Source organism: Mangrovibacillus sp. Mu-81, from assembly GCF_036867415.1.
Taxonomy (GTDB): Bacteria; Bacillota; Bacilli; order Bacillales; family Bacillaceae_B; genus Rossellomorea.
In genome coordinates this window covers 458,709-480,800 of the sequence record NZ_JBAJHU010000002.1, presented here as the reverse complement: position 1 = coordinate 480,800, position 22,092 = coordinate 458,709, and the positions used below count along the sequence as shown (strand labels likewise).

Below are 22,092 nucleotides of genomic sequence, written 5' to 3'. Positions count from 1 at the left end.
TCGTTGGTGAAATATGTATGAAGCAAACAAGACAACAGTAGATATTTTGGGAATGTCTCCTTTCCATTATCAATGGAGGCACTCGGTCACGCCGTGGGTGAAGACAAAGATTTGCCTTAGACGCTAGTCGTCAGTGGTGGGATGTGAGGAAGGGTTAAATGCCCACATTTACTATTTTAAAAGAACTAAGTAAAGAAAAACAATGAAAACGCTTTATGTAAAGATTGGATATTATTCTAATTAAATACCTAATGAAAAAACATTTGGAAATTGTGTTTTTTCATTAGGTATTTATTATGTCGTTACACAACCTTCAAAAATAAACCTAAGGGGGACTTAATAGATGAAAAAAGTAAGAAAAGCCATTATTCCTGCAGCGGGACTGGGAACCCGTTTTCTGCCTGCTACAAAAGCGATGCCGAAAGAAATGTTGCCAATTGTAGATAAGCCAACGATTCAATACATAGTAGAAGAAGCAATTGCTTCTGGAATCGAGGATATTATCATCGTTACTGGTAAGGGAAAAAGAGCGATTGAAGACCACTTTGACCACGCACCTGAGCTAGAAAGAAACCTTCTTGAAAAAGGAAAATCAGAGTTACTAGAAAAAGTTCAATACTCAAGTAATTTGGCTAACATTCATTATATAAGACAAAAAGAGCCAAAAGGGTTAGGTCATGCTGTATGGTGTGCCCGCAATTTTATTGGTAACGAACCATTTGCAGTATTACTAGGTGACGATATTGTTCAAAGTGTTACACCGTGTTTACGTCAGTTAATTAATCAGCACGAAGAGACGCAGTCATCTGTTATTGGAGTGCAAAAAGTTACTGATGAACAAACACATAGATACGGGATAATCGACCCGTTCATGAATCAAGGCCGCCTTTATCAGGTTAATCAATTTGTTGAAAAACCTAAGCAAGGGACAGCACCATCTAACCTTGCTATTATGGGACGTTACATCCTAACGCCAGAAATCTTTCAATATCTTGAAAATCAAGAAACAGGTGCCGGCGGAGAAATTCAATTAACAGACGCTATTCAGCGATTAAATGAAGCTCAGAAGGTATATGCTTACAACTTTGAAGGTGACAGACATGATGTAGGAGAAAAATTTGGTTTTGTTAAATCAACCATTGATTTTGCTCTGCAGCATGAGGAAATCAAATTTGAGGTTCTAGAGTACATGAAAAAATTACTTGAAAAAGAATATGTAAAGGGTTAGGGGGAACAAAACTTGAACCAACCTCAAATAGAAAGTTATCAAACAAGCAGTGAATATTTCGTTAGTCAAGAAGATAAATCCTTTATATATTCGTTTCTCAAAAGAACTATAGATATTATTGGGGCAGTTGTTGGCTTAATAATGGTACTGCCATTATTCGTACTTATATCTATATTATATATAGCAGGAGAATCAAAAGGTCCTGTAATATTCAAACAAAGCAGGGTGGGAAAAAACGGTGAGGAATTTAAAATTTATAAATTCCGGTCCATGGTCCTTAACGCAGAAGAAAAGTTAAAGAGTAATAGGCAATTGTATCAAAAATATTTAGAAAACAACTATAAGTTAGAGCCTAATGAAGATCCACGAATTACTAATTTGGGAAGGTTCTTAAGAAAGACAAGTCTCGATGAAATTCCTCAATTACTAAATGTATTAAAAGGGGAAATGAGCTTAGTTGGACCAAGGCCGGTCGTTACAGTAGAATTAGAGGAATATGAAGACAAAGTAAACCAGTTCTTAGCAGTTAAACCGGGAATTACAGGATTTTGGCAGGTCAGTGGTAGAAGTAATGTGGGTTATCCAGAAAGAGTGGATTTAGAACTTTATTATGTATATAATCAATCCTTATTAATGGATTTGAAAATAATCTTTTTTACAATATTAATTGTAATATTAAAAAAGGGTGCTTATTAAATAATAAAACGTCTTATTAGAAAGGGTATATTAATGAAGATACTTCATGTAACAGAATCTTTTGGAGCAGGGGTTTATAGTTTTTTGGTAGATCTATGTAATGAACTTTCAGATAATCATGATATCATAGTAGTTTACTCAGAGAGAAGTGAAACTCCAAGCGATTTTAGAGATGATTTTAAAGAAAACATAAAATTTATAAAGATGGATATGGGATTAAAAAAAGCTCTATCTGCTACAAATAAATTAAAAAAAATTATAGTGGAAGAGCATCCGGAAATAATACATTTACATTCTTCCAAAGCAGGACTAGTAGGAAGAATTGCGAGTAGATTGTTAAATTATAAGGGTCAATTATACTATAATCCTCATGGACTCTCTTTTCTACGCAAAGACATTGGAATAATTCTGAGGTGGCTATTTTTTATATCTGAAAAAATATTGGCTAAACTTGGTGGATTAATTATCGCAGTGTCTGAGTCAGAAAAGGAGGAAGTTAAGAGAATTTCCCCAAGAGTTATTTCGATAAATAATGGGATAAATATTGTAAAGATGAAATCAGAAGAACAATTAGACAATGACAGATATTATAACGAAAAGAGTTTTACAGTCGGAACTGTAGGTAGGGTAGCCTTTCAAAAAAACCCAGCTTTATTTAATAAAATTGCAATGTCCATGCCTAATGTTAACTTTATTTGGATAGGTGATGGGGAAATGAAAGGTGTGTTAAGTGCTAATAATGTATTGGTTACAGGGTGGTTAAATAGGAAAGAGGTGCTAAAGAAAGTAGCATCTTTAGACGTATATGTCCAAACATCTTTGTGGGAAGGTTTACCAATATCTGTTCTAGAAGCAATGTATTTAAAAAAACCTTTGGTTTTATCAAAAACTGTTGGTAATGTAGATTTGGTTAACGAAGGAAAGAACGGCTTTATTTGTTCCAAGGAAAATGATTTTATTGAGAAAATAAACTTTTATGAAGAAAATAAGAAGCAGGCAAAATTAGATGGAGAAAGCTCTTTTGAGTACCTTGTAGAACATTTTGACAAAGAGAAAGGATTAAACCAATATATAAGGTTGTATGAAGAGAACACCACAGTATTAGGGTAAGATTTTATATAGAGGACAATTATTAGGAGTAAAATATGTTCATATATTTATTTATAGGCACAATTATATTTTTTTATTGGATATTTAACATTCCCTATATTGGAAGGTTCAATTCAAAAAAATACTATTTGACTACTTTGAATGAATTTTTTTTAAGGTGTCTTTATTGCATTCTATTGATTATTGCAGTGACTAGGGGAGTAGAGGTAGGAACAGATTATACATTATATTACAACTTTTTTTATAACAAATTATTTAATGAGAATTTCGATACATTTGTTATCTGGATTTACTCAGTAGCTCATCATTTTGAAGAATTTAGAATTTTTACGTTAATTACATCCTTCCTGTTTCTTTTTATATTTTATTTAATTCAAAAAAACTATTCCTATGATAAGGTAACCTTTACTACTTTGTTCGTAATTTCTTATTTATATTACTTTAGTTTCAATGGTATTAGGCAAGCTTTAGCTATGGGTTTCCTTTGGTTGGGGATAATGATTTTACGTTCCAATAAAGTTAAAAGTTATATCTATTTTTTACTTTTTGTTTTTGTAGCAGCTCAATTTCATATTAGTGCATACCTTGGTGTTTTTTTTGTATTTATTAACAAAATAAACCTTCGAATAAATTATATATGGTTTGGGTTTATTTTCACGAGTATTGGTTATTTCACACCAATACTAAAGGAAAGAATTTCTACATTGTTAATGAATTTTGATTTTTATGTAAATAAATACTCAAACAACCTAGAATTCTTTTTTGAAAGTTCTAAAGAAAAAGGGATCATAGAATACATGCCCGTAGTTATTCAATTCAGTTTCTTCATTTTATGGATGATAATAAAACATAGAAAGCAACTCCAAGGGACAAATATTATAGAAAATTATTATTTTATTTATTTATTGCTATATTCAGCTGCAGGAATCGAAGCTGTTGATAGATTTCAAGTGTACTTTTATCCTTCTATTATTTTCTTTTATGACATGTTTATATTTCATGTTTTAAAACATTTTGTAAAAACAAAAAGAGAAGTATTTATTGGGTATATTATTGCAATTAGCATAATGTTATTTTGGTTCAGCTATTATATCTTAAGAATAGTTCAAAATACCAATGGAATAGTACCTTTTTCAACATGGGACTTATAATATAAGATTTAGTAAAGGATGCCAATATATGATAAAGTTTTCTTCCACATCTGTAATAATACCTTGCTATAATAGTCAGAAAACTATTGGGAGAGCATTGGATTCAGTTTTAAATCAAAGTTGGTTAGTAAGAGAGATTCTCATAATTGATGACAATAGTTCGGATAATACTCTATTAGTTGCGAATGCCTATAAGGAAAAATGTCATAAATTAAATATAAAATTAGTAATATTCAAAAATCCAACTAATGAAGGAGCTTCTTATAGTAGGAATGTTGGAATTAAAAAAGCTACTTCTAAATATATTGCGTTTCTAGATTCTGATGATATTTGGCATACAAGAAAGGTAGAGATACAAACAAAAATCTTTGAACAAATACCCGATACACACGTAATAGTTGGTCATCAAATTAAGTTGAATAATAATGTTAGTAATATACAAAAATACAGTACTTCTGAATTTAACACTAGTCGTCTTAATCAAGTAAATAAATATAAAGCTTTATTCAAAAATCCTTCAGGTACTTCTGTGGTTATGATGAAAAATGATAAGGAGTATTTTTTCGATAATAATAAAAGGTATTCAGAAGATTTTTTGTTATGGCTTGAAATCCTTTTTAATAATAAAAAAATGATTCAATTGGTAGACTTTCATGCTGCTTCTTTTAAAGAAAGCTATGGAGAGAGTGGATTAAGCGCAAATTTATATCAAATAGAAAAAAATGAGTTAATTACATTGTTTTCTATTTGGAAGAAGTTTAATAAAGGGTTTATGGGTTCCGTTATTTTTTGTTTATCGATATTTTTTTCAGTAGTTAAGTATATAAGAAGAATTTTGAAAGTGTTTTTGCGAAGTAGTTTGATGAAGAGTAGGTGAGTAAGTGAATACAAAAAAATTCAAAAAATTGATTAATTATATCTTTCAAAAAGAAGTGTTACTAATTTATCAAATGGGTAAAGTAGGCTCTACCAGCCTAGAAAAATCACTTGAAAATAATAATAAGTATTATACTGAACATACACATAGCCTTAGAGCTCCAATAGTATTTAAAATGTTTAAAAATTTTAAGTCTATAAAATTTTATGCTCCATTGAAATTTATAATAATTTATAAAATAGGAGCACTTATAAAAAAGTTTATTATAAAAAGGAAAAAAATAAAAATAATTACATTGGTAAGAGAACCGATTTCCAGAAATATTTCAATGTATTTTCAAGATATCCATATTCCAATATTTGATGTTTCAATTTTAAATGATAATAGACATGAGGATAAAGTGAATCATACTATCTTACATGATTTTTATTTTAAGAAGTTTAATCATTATTATGGAGTAAATTGGATGGAGGAAGAAATAAGTAAAAATTTTGGTATTAATGTTTATGAACATGACTTTAATAAGGAAAAAGGTTATGGTGTTATTACAAAAGGGAATGTATCCATATTAATTTTAAAGATGGAGAAATTAAATGATCTAAAGAGTGAAATTCAGGATTTCTTGTGTTTGAAAGATCTAGAAATTAAGAAATCTAATCAAGCTAAGGAAAAATGGTATGCTCCTCTATACAAACAGTTCATGGAAAATTTTCATCCATCAGAAGATTACATTAATGAGTTGTATAATACTAAATATATGAGTCATTTTTATACAAAACAAGAAATCGAAACTTATATAAACAAATGGAAAAAGTAATTAGAGATAGCAGGGATGAAAAAGAAAAATGGATTCAAATTTAGAATTAAAAAAAATTTTTAAGAAATTTATAGAAGCTTTTATTGGTAAAGGTTCCTTTGCAATTCTAACATTAGCTTTTTCATTTATAATATCAAAACTATTTGGGGCAACCGTTTTAGGTGAGTTTTCATATGGCTTTTCAATAATATCAATTCTAATGATTTTTGGGAAATTAGGTCTTGACCAAGGAATATTATATTACTTTCCCAGAAATAAGTATCAATTTGTGAGTGTAAGTTTTTTTGTGAACTTTATAGTTTCTTTATTTATTATTTTTATTGCCAGTTTCGTCATTTCAGACTCAATTGTCAAAACCATGCTTCCGCTAATATGGTTATTGTCTGCAGAACAAATTTTCTTTGCTATATATAGTGTTTCAGGTCGATTCAAGGAGTATTACTTAGTTAATGGATTCATTGCCATTATATCAAGAATTGTGATTATTCTATTGTTTTACCTGGCAAATAAGTCCGATACTATCAATGTTGTTATTGCTTTTTATATTTCTATTATCATGTCACTGCTAATTTATTTAATAACAAACAAAAAGATGTTTTCAAAGATAAACTTTAATTCGAAGTTTTTTAAGTATTCTGTCCCACTGACTTTTGCTACAATGCTGGGTGTAATCATGGACAGGATTGATATAATAATGATTGGAAATATGATTGGTAAAACAGATGTGGGTGTTTATCAAATCGCAACCCAAGTTGCAACGTTTACTTCGATAATCCTCTATATATATAACTCAGTATTCGGTCCTAAGATATCAAAACTTTATTATACAGATAACATTAAAACATTAAAAAAAGTATATATAAAGTCAACTCGATTGCTAGCTTTATTGTCTTTCTTGATTTTCGTAGTTATATTGGTTTTTAATCAATTTATTTTGTCTTTATTTGGTGAAGTGTTTATAAAAGGTGATTTAGCTTTATTGATAAGATCTCTAGGACAATTTATTAATGCTGCTGTGGGAAGCGTATGGTTAATGTTAGCTATGACAGGGTCTACAAAATCGCAAATGTATACAAATCTAATAGCATGCTTAATGAATATCATCTTGAATTTCACTTTAATTCCTGTCTTTGGGATTACAGGAGCAGCTATTGCCAGCACTATTTCTGTGATCTTTACGAACATTATAGGTTATTTTCTATTAAGAAAAAAGATTTACGTAAAAGTATATAAGTATTTTTAATTCTTCACACTAATGGAGTTTGTAATGAATTAGTCAAGTTAATTTTGTGGAAAATAAAAAATGGATAAATCTTAAATGGAGGAATTTAAATGAAAGAATTAACTCACCTCGACCAGCTCGAGGCAGAGGCAATTTATATAATACGAGAAGTAGCAGCAGAATGTGAAAATCCAGTGATGCTTTACTCCATAGGAAAGGATAGCTCAGTTATGCTTCATCTGGCAATGAAGGCATTCTATCCGGAGAAGCCGCCGTTTCCTTTCATGCATATAGACACGACTTGGAAGTTTAAAGAGATGATTGAATTTCGTAATCACAAGGCTAAAGAACTTGGCATAGAAATGATTGTCCACACAAACCAAGAAGGTGTGGAACAAGGGATTAATCCATTAGATCATGGTTCAGCTTACACTGACATCATGAAGACCCAAGCCTTGAAGCAAGGCTTGGATAAGTATGGATTTACAGCTGCCTTCGGTGGTGGAAGGCGTGACGAAGAGAAATCTCGTGCGAAAGAACGTATTTTCTCTTTCCGTAATATGAATCATGCTTGGGATCCGAAAAACCAGAAGCCGGAAATGTGGAAGTTGTACAATACGAGAATTAATAAAGGCGAAAGCATGCGTGTGTTTCCTCTATCGAACTGGACGGAAAAGGATATTTGGCAATATATTAAAAGAGAAAATATCGATATTGTCCCATTATACTTTGCAGAAAACAGACAAGTTGTCTACCGTGATGGAAATATTGTGATGGTGGATGATGATCGATTGAAATTAAAGCCTAATGAGGAAATTATTACAAAGAAAGTTCGATTCCGTACATTAGGTTGCTACCCTCTTACTGGCGGTGTGGACTCAGAAGCGAATACGTTAGACGAGATCATCGAAGAAACACTTGGAGCGGTATCATCTGAACGTACGAGCCGAGTGATTGACCAGGAAGCTGCCGGCAGCATGGAAAGACGTAAGAGAGAGGGGTATTTCTAGAATGAAGAGCTTATTGAAATTTATCACCTGTGGAAGTGTTGACGACGGTAAATCAACACTGATAGGACATATGCTTTATGATGCGAAGTTATTATTTGCTGATCAGGAAAAAGCTTTGGAGCTTGATAGTAAAGTAGGAAGCAGAGGAGGAGAAATCGATTATTCTCTTCTACTGGATGGACTTATGGCAGAAAGAGAACAAGGGATTACCATCGATGTTGCTTATCGTTATTTCACAACTGATAATCGTTCATTTATCGTAGCCGATACTCCAGGACATGAAGAATATACACGTAATATGGCAGTGGGAGCATCATTTGCAGACCTTGCAATTATATTGGTTGATGCTACAAAAGGAGTAATCACTCAAACGAAACGTCATGCGCGAATTTGCTCATTAATGGGGATTAAACACCTAGTCTTAGCAGTGAATAAAATGGATTTAATCGGCTTTGATCAAAAACGATTTGAAGAGATTAAAGAAGAATTCAAACAATTGACTTATGGCTTTAATCTTGAGAGTGTTCAGGTCATTCCGGTTTCTGCTACAGAAGGGGATAACATCACCAAAAAGTCTGAAAATACTCTATGGTATGATGGTCTTCCTCTTCTCCCATATTTAGAAAATGTTGATGTTCGTAAAGACAATCAACAAGTAAATTTTATTTTGCCTGTACAGCGTGTTAGTCGTCCTAACCATACGTTCCGCGGTTTCCAGGGCCAAGTTGAAGCTGGGAACATTGCGGTTGGCGAAGAAGTTATAACGCTGCCTAGCAATGAGAAAGCAAAAGTGAAGAGCATTTTAGTGACAGACAAAGAAGCTGGATCAGCATCAGTTGGTCAGCCTGTTACCGTTCAACTGGATCGTGAAGTGGACGTTTCAAGAGGATGTGTCCTGACTACTGCAGAGAATATTCAAGTGACGGATATGTTTACAGCTACTATTCTTTGGATGGATGATACGAAGCTTGTACCGGGTAGGAACTATCTTGTAAAAGTAGGGACAAAAGTTCTCCCTGGGACCGTGATGTCAATCAAACATAAAATCGACATTAATACCGGAGAGCATATTCCTGCTGACCAAATCTTTAAAAACGAATTGGTAGAATGTGATATTGCTCTATCAGAAAATATGGTATTCGATACATTTGAAAACAATGAAGCGTTAGGCGGTTTGATCTTAATTAATCGTGTGACAAACATGACCTCTGCAGGTGGTGTTGTGGAGCATGCTCTTCGCAGGTCTACAAATGTGGTATGGCAGGACACCGATATAACCCGTGAAATCAGATCACAGCAAAAAGGTCAAAAGCCTCTGACATTGTGGTTTACAGGACTTTCAGGATCAGGGAAATCAACACTGGCTAATGCTGTTGAAAAACGTTTGGTATCTCTCGGTCATCACACAATGTTACTGGACGGCGACAATGTACGCCATGGTTTGAATAAGAATCTGGGCTTTAAAGAAAGCGATCGTGTTGAAAACATCCGTCGTATTTCTGAAGTGGCCAAGCTAATGAACGATGCCGGCTTGATTACACTAACTTCATTTATTGCTCCATATGAGAGTGACCGAAAAAATGCAAGAGAAATCATTGGAGAAGGATACATAGAAATCTATGTAAGTACGCCTCTTGAAGTTTGTGAAGCCCGTGATGTAAAAGGCCTGTATATGAAAGCTAGAGCTGGAGAAATCCCTAACTTTACAGGTATCTCAAGTCTATATGAGGCACCTGGAAATTCGGAAATTGAAATCGATACCAGCAAGTACTTGTTGGAAGATGCAACTGATTATGTTATAAAACAAATGATGAATTACTTGGATTAATGAAGAAAAGCTGCTACTTCTAATAGTGGTAGCTTTTTGATTATTAAATTTTACCCGATTTGAAAGGAAGGGCCCTCATGTCATATGAAATGATATTCGTCCTACTTATGATTCTAGTCATGTTAACTGCCTTACTATTAGAGCTTGCACGCCCTGATATGGTTGTATTTTCTGTGTTGGTGGTCTTTTTGCTTTCAGGATTGTTAACGCCGGAAGAAGCATTAAAAGGGTTTTCCAATCAAGGAATGCTTACCATTGCGTTGTTATTCATTGTGGCAGGAGCGGTCCAGAAGCATGGGATCATTGATCAGATCATGAGGGATTGGTTGAGCAGAAGCAAAAGTGTAAAAGGTTCAATGTTACGATTCTTCTTGCCTACTTCACTTTTTTCAGCCTTTTTAAACAATACACCCATAGTTGTAACGTTTACTCCGATCATTAAAAAGTGGTGTGAAGAGAGAGGGATCGCTCCGTCAAAGTTTTTGATTCCTTTATCCTATGTGACTATTTTAGGTGGAACCATCACTCTGATGGGTACTTCTACTAATTTAGTTGTTCACGGAATGTTATTAGACTATGACTTAGAAGGGTTTTCTTTATTTCAGTTAGCCATTGTGGGGATACCTATTACAATAATCGGTCTTATCTATTTATTTACTGTTGGATATAAACTTCTGCCTAATCACTTGGGTTTTCGTGAACAAGTGACGGCTGATACGAGGGAATATATTGCAGAAATGACGGTACAGAACGACTTTCCCTTTCTAGATCAATCAGTCAAGAAGGCAGGTTTAAGAGAATTAAAAGGTCTTTATTTGATTGAAATTATTCGTGGCAAGGAAAGGATCTCTCCGGTACGATCCACAACGATTATCCAACATGGGGATCGTCTTATCTTTACCGGAATGATTACTACCATTGCGGATTTGCAAAATAAAAAAGGGTTAGTACTTGAAACAGGTTCAGATCTTGAGTTGGAAGACTTGAGAAATGGGCAGGTTCAATTAGTTGAAGCAGTGGTTTCCCATCAGTCCTCTTTAATCTCAAAATCAATTAAGGAATCACAATTCCGTTCGAGGTTCGATGCCGGTGTGCTTGCCGTTCACAGAAATAATGAACGAATTAAAAGTAAAGTCGGTGACATCGTCTTAAAGCCGGGTGACATCCTGTTGTTATTGGCTGGATCTGATTTCATCAGGAAGTACCAGCAATCAACAGATTTTTACGTAGTCTCTTCATTGGGTACCCCTACTAATCTTAATGAAAACAGGAAAAAGGGATGGTTCTCTGTCGGGGTACTTGGAGCAATGATTCTTTTCGTTACGGTTGGTTGGTTAAGTATGTTTAAAGCGATGACGTTAGCTGTCTTTCTATTGATTATCACCAAGATTATTACCCCGGAAGAAGCGAAAAAATATGTGCAATTCAATGTCCTTTTATTGATTGCCAGTGCCTTTGGGGTCGGGGCTGCGATGACAAAGAGCGGGCTTGCTTCCTGGATGGCAGAGGGTCTACTTACACTGGGAGAACCATTGGGGATATTTGTGATTCTATTATTAATCTATATTTTAACCAATATCTTTACTGAATTGATTACAAATAGTGCAGCGGCTGTATTGATGCTACCTATAGGAATTGAAATGGCTGGATCTCTGGGAGTGCCGTATATGGGGTTTGCTGTAATTATTACAATCGCAGCATCTGCCAGCTTTATAACCCCAATCGGCTATCAAACCAATTTAATTGTGTATGGGCCAGGTGGTTATAAATTCAAAGATTATGTAAAGGTTGGGACTCCTTTAAGTCTTTTAGTCATGATCGCAACGGTATTTATTGTTAAGGTGGTTTGGTTTTAAAGGTTTATAGGAATCGAAACGGTGCTCGATTAAATAATAAATAAAAATGAAGGCGGTCGGATTAAAATGAAGTTTGACTTGTATGACCTATTCAATGTTTCACTTGATGCAGGAAAAGAAATCATGGATGTTTACGCACAAGATTTTAATGTGGAGATAAAAGGGGACAATTCACCTTTAACACAAGCAGACAAGCGGGCTCATAATGTAATTATGAGTGGGTTGAAGGGGATTGACCCACGTATACCGGTTTTAAGTGAAGAAGGAAGAGAAATTCTTTATAATGAGCGTAAAGAGTGGACCCAATTCTGGTTAGTAGACCCTTTAGATGGAACAAAAGAGTTTATCAAGAAAAATGGCGAGTTTACAGTGAACATTGCTTTGATTGATGACAAGTATCCTTCTATAGGAATTATTTATGCACCTGCCCTGGACGTTTTTTATTTTGGTGTAGTGGGTGAAGGTGCATATAAATTAGGAAATGCATCTAAGGCTGAGATTTCAAATGAAGAAGAGTTACTTCAGAAAAGTGTACGTCTGCCAGAGTTGAAGGACAATGATGTGATCCGGGCTGTTGCCAGTAGATCTCACATGTCTGAAGATACTCAGGTCTTTATAAAAGAGTTAGAGGCTAAACATGGAGAAGTAGAAGTGGTTTCTTCAGGAAGCTCTCTGAAGTTCTGTCTAGTCGCCGAAGGGAAAGCGGATTTTTATCCAAGATATGCTCCTACAATGGAATGGGATACGGGAGCTGGACAAGCAATTGTGGAAGCGGCAGGTGGAAGTGTATCCAGACATGAAGATAACGAGAGATTCTATTATAATCGTGAAAATTTGTTGAATGGCTGGTTTTTGGCAAGCAGGTAACTAGATGAGGTGGATGAAATGTCAATTTTAATAACAGGTGGAGCGGGATATATTGGTTCCCATACAGTTAGATATTTTTTAGATCAAAATGAAGATGTTATCATCGTCGATAATTTACAAAGTGGCTTCAAAGAATCCGTCACTGTAGATTATTTCTATAACATTGATTTAAGAGATAAAAATGAACTGGATAAAGTTTTTAAGTGCCATAATATTGAAGCTGTCATACACTTTGCAGCTAATTCTTTAGTTGGGGAAAGCATGGAAAAACCATATGAATATTATCATAACAATGTATATGGGATGATGTGCCTTCTGGACGTTATGAAAGAAAATAGTGTAGATAAAATCGTGTTTTCATCCACAGCTGCTGTATATGGAGAACCTAAACAAATACCTATTACAGAAGAAGATGAAACGAACCCGTCTAATACATATGGAGAAACAAAACTGGCCATGGAAAAAATGATGAAGTGGTTCGATCAAGCCTATGGTACTAAATTTGTTTCATTGAGATACTTCAATGCCGCAGGAGCACATGAAAGTGGGAATATTGGAGAAAACCATGATCCCGAAACCCACCTAATCCCGCTTATTCTTGAAGTGCCACTCGGAAAAAGAGAAAAAATCTATGTGTTTGGTGAAGACTATCCAACAGAAGATGGTACTTGTGTAAGGGATTATATCCACGTTATTGATTTAGCATCAGCACATTATTTAGCTTTAGAGTATCTAAGGAAAGAGAATACAAGTAACGTCTTCAACCTCGGCAATGGCAGCGGATATTCTGTAAGGGAAGTTATTGAAGTTTCAAGAAAGATTACTGAGCATCTTATTCCTGCTGAAGTCAAAGATAGAAGAGCTGGAGATCCTGCTGTTCTAATTGCTTCTTCCGAGAAGGCACAAAGTGTACTGGGGTGGCAGCCGAAGTTCCATTCATTGGAGAAAATTATTAAAGATGCTTGGAATTGGCACCGAGATAATCCATCAGGTTATTAATAGTTTTTTTCTCAATAAGCCAGGGGAAAGCCCTTGGCTTATTTGTGTTGTGTGAAACAACGTAATACATTCGAATCTTTCCTTCAATTTTCCTTCACAAGTTGTTAATGCTGTTTAAGAACGTCCATTTGTTGACGGTATTGTTTGCCCAGGGGTTGACGGATATAATGTCCTTAATAACCCTAAAGAAAGGAAAAGACGCCTTCCATGATGCCGGCCATTACCAGTGGCGCGACGGAAGACGTCCCTCAAACAATATGATTGTTGTAAATGATTATATCATAGTGGAATCCGCCGATAAAGGCGTTTTTTATTAAGTGTGCAGAAAAGGTTCCTTGTCCCTGTTGTAATCATCAGGACTTCAAGGTCATTGGTTCAAGGGAGAGAAAGTTAAAAGATGAAAGAGGCATGGCCAGAACGTTTATTATCAGGAGGCTGCGTTGCCAGCAGTGCAACAAGATTCATCACGAGCTTCCTGACTTAATGATCCCATATAAACGATACGCTGCAGATGTCATTGAGGAAACCATTTTCCAAACAGCCCACCTGACGGTGGCAGCTGATGAATCTACGATTTACGGGTGGAGGAAATGGTTTTCTACTTTGATTGATTACTGGTTGTTTATTCTTCAATCCTTACTGATTCAATTTGAGCAGAATGAGACCCCAACGGTTGACCTGTCCAGTCGTCTGTTGCCTGTACATAAACGAATTGGACAATGGTTCGGCACAGCAAGTGGATGGCTGGGGAAAATTGTCCATCCAGTTGCAAATCATCATTTTTGGATACATACCCGTTCTGCGTTTTTGTCCGTTTATCCATGATTTACACTTCAATTATCAAGAAAAAAGGAGTGTTAACAATGGGGAGAACAAAAGCAGAAGAAATGGCAACGAATCGCTTTCAAATGATTGCGCCGTTATTAGATGAAGAATTGGATAAGCAGGAGCGAGGAAGACTCATCAAGCAGATCTGTCTTCGGCATGGACTTTCAGACCGTACCATACGACGCTATATCTCACAGTTTAAGGAAAAAGGCTTTGAGGGCTTAAAACAAAAACCTTATCGTTCAGTTCCAGAAGAGCTAGAGGATCAAGTGCTTGAACAGGCTATTTTACTGAGACGTGAAGTGCCAAGTCGAAGTATTGCCTCCATTATTCAAATCCTGGAGTGGGATGGTCTTGTAGAAAAAGGTGTATTGAAACGATCAACACTGCAGGAGCGTCTCGCAAAGCGTGGTTATAGTGCACGACAAATGAAGATGTATCATGAAACATCTGGAGCTGTCCGACGTTTTCAGAAGCGTTGTCGGAATGCCTTATGGCATTCTGATATTAAATACGGACCTTATTTACCGATTGGACCGAACGGTACGAAAAAACAGGTATATATGGTAGCTTTTTTAGACGATGCGACTCGATTTCCTCTTCATGTGGCTTTCTATCCTATGCTTGATGCACGTTGTGTTGAAGAAGCTTTTCGTGAAGCTGTCAGAAAGCATGGGGTTCCTAAAAGTGTTTACTTCGATAACGGTAAGCAGTACCGGACAAAATGGATGGCCAGAACCTGTTCCAAGTTAGGTACACGGCTTCTATATGCCCGTCCTTACTCGCCTGAATCGACAGGTAAAGTAGAACGTTTTAATCGCACATTCGAAGAGTTTTTAAACGAGGTGAAACTAGAAAACCCTCAAACAATTGAAGCGTTAAATCAATGGTTAGGTGTATGGCTTGATGAGCGTTATCTTCATAAGCCTCATTCAGCTTTAGAGAAAAACATCACCCCATTAGAAGCTTATCGCAGTGAAGGGACGCCCATTCGTCACGTTTCTGCTGAAGAGCTCGCTCACGCATTCCTGCATTCAGAAACAAGGAAAGTCGATAAAGCCGGCTGCATCAGTTTTCAGGATGAAAAATATGAAGTTGGTATCAATTTCGTTGGTTGTAAAGTTGAAATTACCTATGACCCTCAAGACACTACTGAATTAACCGTAGATTATCCAGGGTTTGATAGTTGGAAAGCAAAAAGAATGGTGATTTCAGAGAGAACAGGAAAGAGACCATCTCTGCCAGAGAAGATGATAAAGGAACCTGCCGGTTCTTCAAGACTTCTTCAGGGAGCTAAGAAACCTAACCAGGCAAGAAAGGCAGCAGCCATTACACCTTCTGTCCCAGCCGTGAGTTTCCGTCATATCAGCAAAGGGGGATCGAGTCATGTTTGAGTCCTTCTTTGAGATGAGCCATACGCCATTTTCCCGTAGTATACCAACGACTGAACTCTATGAATCTACTCAGCTCGAAGAGATTATTGGGCGACTGAACTATGCCGCAGAACGTCAGCTTTTCGCTATCATGACTGGTGAGTGTGGGCTTGGAAAAACGACAGCTATTCGCAGATTTACAGATCAACTGGATCCATCGCATTTTAAGCTGATCTATTTATCAGATTCTAAGCTGACACCACGTCACTTCTATAAAGGAATGTTAGAACAGTTGGGCCTCGAAGCAAAGTTCTACAGAGGTGATGCCAAGCGCCAATTACATCGTGAAATCGAATTAATGAAAGGCATTCACAAGATAACGCCTGTGGTTGTGGTCGATGAAGCCCATCTGCTTGATCGTGAAATGTTAGAGGAAGTACGTTTCCTTTTAAACTTTCGTATGGATGCGCAAAGCCCCATGGCATTAATTATGGTGGGACAGACTGAACTTTGGGATCGCCTCCAGCTTCAGTCCTTCGCAGCAATCCGTCAGCGCATTGATATCCAGTTTAAGCTTGATCATCTTGACAGAGCAGAAACAGAGCAATATATGAATAAGCATTTGAGCTATGCCGGTGTTGAACGAGATATCTTTAGTGGTCTAGCCCTTGATGAGATTTTCAGCTATTCCAGTGGTGCATCACGACTGATCAATAAACTGGCGACACATTGTCTTCTGTTCGCAGCTCAAAACGGCTCAAGAATCATTGATGATCGTATGGTCAAGAAGGTGATTGAAGGAGAACTTGCATGAAGAAAAGCCGTTGGAAGAGTATGTACTTTGATGAGACACTTGATTGTTGGATTGTTAATTGGGGAGATCAAAAAGGTTACAAACTGAGGTGTGGCGAATGGTTCGAGCTGAACCTCGGTTATGGCAAGGTATTGTCATGCCGGCTTGAGCTCGGCAGAGATTGGTATATCATCACCGGCAGTCATGAAGTCCGTTTTTATTTGAAGCAAAATGAAACCTATGAGGTAGATTTATAGAAGTTCTGGGGAGGCCTTACAAGCCTCCCTTCTGTATCGTTAATTGGCAATAAACCCGTCAAGTTCAGGACAAAATGAGCCGTCAGTTTCAGGACATTAAAGAGCGTCATTAACAACAAGTATTCAAATCAAAAATTAACTTAATTTGAAATCCGACTTAATATACATTACAAAAATTGCAGGTTACAGCAAGTCAATGCTTTGGCGCTGAATTATCAAGAAATACATGGGGAAGCATACAAGTGTTAATGCCTATCAAAATTATGCTAATATATTTGGGGTAGTCTTATTAAGGCAACGAGAAGTCAAACACATAAATAGTTGGAAGAGTAATGGCTGAAGGCAGTTACCTGTTATAGGAATTACTTATACTTTCTCTAGTATGATATAATTTATTCGAACATTTAAAGGAGGTAACGATAAATGAATGAACAAACACACCTCGACCAACTCGAGGCTGAAGCAATATATATTATTCGTGAAGTAGCCGCAGAGTGTGAAAACCCGGTTATGCTTTATTCCATTGGGAAAGACAGCTCTGTTATGTTGCATTTGGCTATGAAAGCATTTTATCCGGAGAAGCCGCCTTTTCCTTTTATGCATGTGAATACAACATGGAAGTTTAAAGAAATGATAGAATTTCGGGATCGAAAAGCAAAAGAACTTGGGATAGAAATGATAGAAGAAATAAATGAAGAAGCTGTGGAGCAAGGAATAAACCCATTTGACCATGGTTCTGCGTACACAGATATAATGAAAACTCAAACATTAAAAAAAGGATTAGATAAGTATGGTTTCACAGCTGCCTTTGGTGGCGGGCGTCGTGACGAGGAAAAATCTCGTGCGAAAGAGCGAATTTTCTCTTTCCGTAATAAAAACCATGCCTGGGATCCGAAAAACCAAAAACCTGAAATGTGGAAGCTTTATAATACGAGAATCAATAAAGGGGAAAGCATGCGTGTATTCCCACTCTCAAACTGGACCGAAAAAGACATTTGGCAATATATCAAAAGAGAAAATATCGACATTGTTCCATTATATTTTGCCAAGGAAAGACCTGTGGTTTATCGCGATGGAAATATCGTAATGGTAGATGACGATCGCATGCAATTAGAACCTAATGAAGAAATCGTAATGAAGAAAGTTCGTTTCCGTACATTAGGTTGCTACCCTCTTACTGGTGGAGTCGAGTCTGAGGCGGATACGTTAGACGAAATCATCGATGAAACGCTTGGAGCTGTTTCGTCAGAGCGTACAAGCCGTGTGATTGACCAAGAAGCTGCCGGAAGTATGGAAAGACGTAAGCGAGAGGGGTATTTCTAAAATGAAGAGTTTATTGAAATTTATTACCTGCGGAAGTGTCGATGATGGAAAGTCGACATTGATTGGACATATGCTTTACGATGCAAAATTACTGTTTGCCGATCAAGAAAAAGCGTTAGAACTTGATAGTAAAGTTGGCAGTCGCGGGGGAGAGATAGATTATTCTCTTCTTTTAGATGGTTTAATGGCAGAAAGAGAGCAAGGTATAACGATTGATGTTGCATACCGTTACTTTACAACTGATAATCGCTCTTTCATTGTAGCGGATACTCCGGGACATGAAGAATATACACGTAACATGGCGGTCGGTGCCTCATTTGCTGATTTGGCGATCATCTTAGTTGATGCGACAAAAGGTGTAATCACCCAGACCAAGAGACATGCCCGGATTTGTTCATTAATGGGTATTAAACACTTAGTATTAGCAGTTAATAAGATGGATCTTATTGATTTTGATCAAAAGCGCTTTGATGAAATTAAAGAAGAATTTATGCAATTAACCTATGGATTCAATCTTGAAAGTGTTCAAGTGATTCCAGTCTCTGCAACAGAAGGAGATAACATAACGAAGAAATCAGAAAACACGTTATGGTACGACGGATTGCCATTGTTACCGTATTTAGAGGGTGTTGATGCTCGAAAAGACAATCAACAAATTAACTTTGTTATGCCAGTTCAACGCGTAAGCCGGCCTAATCACACGTTCCGAGGCTTTCAAGGACAAATTGAGGCAGGGAACATTGCAGTTGGAGAAGAACTGATAACTTTGCCAAGTAATGAAAAGGCAAAAGTAAAAAGCATCTTAGTGACAGATAAGGAAATGGATTCAGCTTCGGTTGGACAACCTGTAACGATACAATTAGACCGGGAAGTGGACGTTTCACGTGGCTGTGTCCTGACAACTGCAGAAAATATTCAAGTAACGGACATGTTTACTGCAACCATTCTATGGATGGATGATACGAAGCTGGTTCCTGGAAGAAACTACTTAGTAAAAGTAGGAACAAAAATCCTTCCTGGGACGGTGATGTCAATCAAACACAAGATTGACATTAATACCGGTAAGCAAATCCCGGCAGATCAAATCTTTAAGAATGAGCTAGCTGAATGTGATATCTCGTTATCTGAGAATATGGTATTTGATAAATTTGAAAATAACGAAGCACTTGGCGGAATGATATTAATCGATCGTGTTTCGAATATGACATCAGCATGCGGCGTAGTCGAACATTCTCTTCGTAGATCAACAAATGTGGTATGGCAGGAAACGGACATCACTCGTGAAATCAGAGCCCAGCAAAAGGGACAAAAACCGTTAACACTCTGGTTTACAGGTCTTTCTGGTTCAGGCAAGTCTACACTTGCAAATGCTGTGGAAAAACGTTTGGTGTCTCTTGGGCACCACACCATGTTGTTAGACGGTGACAACGTTCGTCATGGTCTAAATAAGAACCTGGGCTTCAAAGAAAGCGATCGGGTCGAAAATATCCGTCGCATTTCCGAAGTGGCAAAATTAATGAATGATGCAGGGCTGATTACAATAGCATCATTTATCTCTCCATATGAAAGCGATCGTAACAGCGCGCGAGAAGTCATAGGAAAAGAGTATGTTGAAATCTATGTCAGCACTCCGCTTGAAGAATGTGAAAAACGTGATGTGAAAGGCTTATACAAGAAAGCTAGAGCGGGAGAAATCCCTAATTTCACAGGTGTTTCCAGTCCTTATGAAGCACCAAAGAATCCAGAGGTCGAAATTGATACTAGTAAATACACTCTGGAAGAAGCAACGGATTTTGTTGTGAAAGAAATTATGAAGTTCTTGGATTAATGTAAGAGAATGCTGCTGCCATCATGCAGCGGCATTCTTTTTTTTATAACAAAGCCCTCGTTTTGAAGCATCAGATCCCTTCTTATTGCTGTTACTCTACTCACTAGTAATATTTCCAGTCTACAAAATTGATTTCCAGGACTTTATTAGCAAGACAGTCTAGTTTTAAAAAAACGAATACCGGGAAAGTATATAAAATGTTTGTAGATTCGATATAATTTGATAAAACCTCTTGCAAACCTTCACTTTTATTTGACAACTTTTTTTAACATTTTTGATTATAGTAATCATAGTACCTATTTGGTCTTGTTCAATCTACTCGTTAGGGGTGTTTCTAATGAAAAAAGAAGGAAATTTTATAGTTGGAATGTATTGGGGAACCCTGCTAAGTATTCCTTTATGGATCTCTTTTTTTGGATGGATTAAGCTTGTCAGAGAAATATTTTAAATACGCTTTGACAAAAAATTACTGTTGTTTTTTCTGCCATTAGATATTTACTTTTCGTCTGATATACGCTCAATTTTATTTCCTATTTATGTTAAATAAAGCAATGAATCGCCTAGCATTGATGAAGAGCATTCAATGGTTCCTTTCGAAACGCCAAGAATCTCTGCACATTGTTAGTAAATCACGCTTAGGAATCCACTTTAATTCCTTATTGGCTTTATTAGTGTTTGCCCAACATGAGGCAATATCACCAGGTCGTCGATTAACGATTTCGTAAGGGATATTTATCTTTGTAGCTTTTTCGAAAGCTTGTATTAATTCTAATACGCTAGTTCCCTTTCCTGACCCTAGGTTGTATATGTGAATTCCTTCTTTAAGATTATACAGGGCGGAGACGTGTCCTGCAGCGAGATCCATAACATGAATATAATCTCTAACCCCTGTTCCGTCTATCGTAGGATAATCGTCCCCGAATATACGGAGTCTCTTCAACTTTCCTTTAGCCACTTGAGTAAGGTAAGGCATAAGGTTATTGGGAATACCGTTTGGTGAGTCTCCAATTAATGCACTTTCATGTGCCCCAATCGGATTGAAATAACGAAGTATTCCTACTGAAAATGATGGGTTTGATCTAGCAAAGTCAATTAAAATTCTTTCGCACATTGCTTTAGACTCCCCATATGGATTCGTAGTCTTCAAAGAGCTCATTGTCTCAAAGAAGGGAGCCTCGTTATCTCCATATACGGTAGCTGATGAGCTGAAGATTAACTTTTTCACATCGTATCTCTCACACATTCTTGCAACCACTATTGTACTAACTAAATTGTTGTAGTAATAATTCAAAGGATATTCAACTGACTCTCCAACTGCTTTCAAGCCTGCGAAATGTATGATTCCATCAATAGGAAAACTTGAAAAAATGGTCTCCAGGCTTTTTTCATTAGATACATCTACCTGATGGAAATCTAAACTTTTATTGGCTATTTTTTTAATATTATCTAATGTTTTTAGTTTGCTATTGATTAAATTGTCGGCCACTATAACAGAATGACCTTCCTCCAATAATGCGAGGCATGTATGAGAGCCGATATAGCCCAATCCCCCAGTAACGAGAATATTCACTATAGGAATCCCCCTCCACTAAAATCCCGTATATTAAAACGTCCCATAAATGAACTATAACTGTTGTTTGCCCATTCTGACCTACAGTATGATATTAAATTATATATGGTCCATTAAATTAGAATATGCATTGGGCACCGAAACCTATCAAGTAAATTTATAGAAAAAGTAGCGAGTTTCATCATGAAGCCTTCCCTTTAAACTCGTCCTTTTAACACATCCGATATTTTCTTCCCCATTGTATCTTTACCGCCACCCCTCCATAAAGGCTCTACACGCTGATTGACTACTGTTTTACTACTATTTATCACACCCCGCAAATAAAACATTCTTTCACTTTTCCTTCTCTGTTGTCTGGTGGTTTACTTACGTCTACAAATAAAAGCTTATTGTGTTTCTAACCGGTTTCAGCTGTTGGTTGGAATGCTAGAGTAAACACTTGCGGGGAAGCGAGATGGC

At 36.4% G+C, this 22,092-nt stretch carries 19 protein-coding genes; 18 read left to right on the top strand and 1 reads right to left on the bottom strand.

Translation table 11 applies throughout. The annotated features are described in order from the left end of the window. Positions 1 to 343 precede the first annotated feature (343 nt). The 18 genes from galU to cysC (V6B33_RS05885) all read left to right on the top strand — a co-directional run bounded on the left by galU (position 344) and on the right by cysC (V6B33_RS05885) (position 20,063). Entirely contained in the window at positions 344 to 1,228 is an 885-nt protein-coding gene (gene galU, locus V6B33_RS05970) for a UTP--glucose-1-phosphate uridylyltransferase GalU (protein ID WP_334216826.1), read from the top strand. Positions 1,229 to 1,312: 84 nt separating this feature from the next. Continuing rightward, entirely contained in the window at positions 1,313 to 1,924 is a 612-nt protein-coding gene (locus V6B33_RS05965; protein WP_442915486.1) for a sugar transferase, read from the top strand. A gap of 33 nt (positions 1,925 to 1,957) precedes the next feature. Next, positions 1,958 to 3,034: a glycosyltransferase gene (locus V6B33_RS05960; RefSeq protein ID WP_334216825.1), complete on the top strand. Its 1,077-nt coding sequence runs from the start codon at positions 1,958 to 1,960 to the stop codon at positions 3,032 to 3,034. Positions 3,035 to 3,069: 35 nt separating this feature from the next. After that, on the top strand, positions 3,070 to 4,185 hold the full coding sequence (locus V6B33_RS05955; RefSeq protein WP_334216824.1) for an EpsG family protein: 1,116 nt from the start codon (positions 3,070 to 3,072) through the stop codon (positions 4,183 to 4,185). A 28-nt stretch (positions 4,186 to 4,213) separates the two neighbouring features. Further along, positions 4,214 to 5,062 (top strand): glycosyltransferase family 2 protein, encoded by an 849-nt coding sequence (locus tag V6B33_RS05950; protein WP_334216823.1) that lies wholly within the window; start codon positions 4,214 to 4,216, stop codon positions 5,060 to 5,062. Positions 5,063 to 5,066: 4 nt separating this feature from the next. After that, positions 5,067 to 5,879 (top strand): putative capsular polysaccharide synthesis family protein, encoded by an 813-nt coding sequence (locus V6B33_RS05945; RefSeq protein ID WP_334216822.1) that lies wholly within the window; start codon positions 5,067 to 5,069, stop codon positions 5,877 to 5,879. Between the two features lie 28 nt (positions 5,880 to 5,907). After that, positions 5,908 to 7,122 carry an MATE family efflux transporter gene (locus V6B33_RS05940; RefSeq protein WP_334216821.1) on the top strand — a complete coding sequence of 405 codons (1,215 nt, stop codon included), beginning with the start codon at positions 5,908 to 5,910 and terminating at the stop codon, positions 7,120 to 7,122. An 89-nt stretch (positions 7,123 to 7,211) separates the two neighbouring features. After that, positions 7,212 to 8,111: a sulfate adenylyltransferase subunit CysD gene (gene cysD, locus V6B33_RS05935; protein WP_334216820.1), complete on the top strand. Its 900-nt coding sequence runs from the start codon at positions 7,212 to 7,214 to the stop codon at positions 8,109 to 8,111. Position 8,112: 1 nt separating this feature from the next. Then, positions 8,113 to 9,939, top strand: coding sequence for an adenylyl-sulfate kinase (cysC, locus tag V6B33_RS05930; RefSeq protein ID WP_334216819.1), 1,827 nt, complete (start codon positions 8,113 to 8,115; stop codon positions 9,937 to 9,939). A gap of 77 nt (positions 9,940 to 10,016) precedes the next feature. Beyond that, complete coding sequence (locus tag V6B33_RS05925; RefSeq protein ID WP_334216818.1) at positions 10,017 to 11,795, top strand: SLC13 family permease; 1,779 nt, start codon at positions 10,017 to 10,019, stop codon at positions 11,793 to 11,795. Positions 11,796 to 11,861: 66 nt separating this feature from the next. Then, positions 11,862 to 12,662 (top strand): 3'(2'),5'-bisphosphate nucleotidase CysQ, encoded by an 801-nt coding sequence (cysQ, locus tag V6B33_RS05920; RefSeq protein WP_334216817.1) that lies wholly within the window; start codon positions 11,862 to 11,864, stop codon positions 12,660 to 12,662. Positions 12,663 to 12,680: 18 nt separating this feature from the next. Further along, complete coding sequence (gene galE / locus V6B33_RS05915; RefSeq protein WP_334216816.1) at positions 12,681 to 13,661, top strand: UDP-glucose 4-epimerase GalE; 981 nt, start codon at positions 12,681 to 12,683, stop codon at positions 13,659 to 13,661. 297 nt (positions 13,662 to 13,958) lie between these two features. Next, complete coding sequence (locus V6B33_RS05910; protein ID WP_334217069.1) at positions 13,959 to 14,486, top strand: DUF6431 domain-containing protein; 528 nt, start codon at positions 13,959 to 13,961, stop codon at positions 14,484 to 14,486. A 38-nt stretch (positions 14,487 to 14,524) separates the two neighbouring features. Continuing rightward, the gene (locus V6B33_RS05905; protein ID WP_334216815.1) at positions 14,525 to 15,883 is read left to right on the top strand and encodes a DDE-type integrase/transposase/recombinase; all 1,359 of its coding nucleotides are present in this window, start codon (positions 14,525 to 14,527) and stop codon (positions 15,881 to 15,883) included. Continuing rightward, positions 15,876 to 16,676 (top strand): ExeA family protein, encoded by an 801-nt coding sequence (locus V6B33_RS05900; protein ID WP_334216814.1) that lies wholly within the window; start codon positions 15,876 to 15,878, stop codon positions 16,674 to 16,676. Before V6B33_RS05905 ends, V6B33_RS05900 begins: the two co-directional genes overlap by 8 nt. After that, positions 16,673 to 16,912: a DUF5348 domain-containing protein gene (locus V6B33_RS05895; RefSeq protein ID WP_113928799.1), complete on the top strand. Its 240-nt coding sequence runs from the start codon at positions 16,673 to 16,675 to the stop codon at positions 16,910 to 16,912. Before V6B33_RS05900 ends, V6B33_RS05895 begins: the two co-directional genes overlap by 4 nt. Positions 16,913 to 17,335: 423 nt before the next feature. Beyond that, a complete protein-coding gene (gene cysD, locus V6B33_RS05890) occupies positions 17,336 to 18,235 on the top strand; it encodes a sulfate adenylyltransferase subunit CysD (protein ID WP_334216813.1) in 900 nt (299 codons plus the stop codon). A 1-nt stretch (position 18,236) separates the two neighbouring features. Next, complete coding sequence (gene cysC / locus V6B33_RS05885) at positions 18,237 to 20,063, top strand: adenylyl-sulfate kinase (protein ID WP_334216812.1); 1,827 nt, start codon at positions 18,237 to 18,239, stop codon at positions 20,061 to 20,063. Between the two features lie 580 nt (positions 20,064 to 20,643). On the opposite strand, the gene galE (V6B33_RS05880) is transcribed toward cysC (V6B33_RS05885), so the two are convergent. Then, complete coding sequence (gene galE / locus V6B33_RS05880; protein ID WP_334216811.1) at positions 20,644 to 21,633, bottom strand: UDP-glucose 4-epimerase GalE; 990 nt, start codon at positions 21,631 to 21,633, stop codon at positions 20,644 to 20,646. Positions 21,634 to 22,092: the final 459 nt, after the last annotated feature.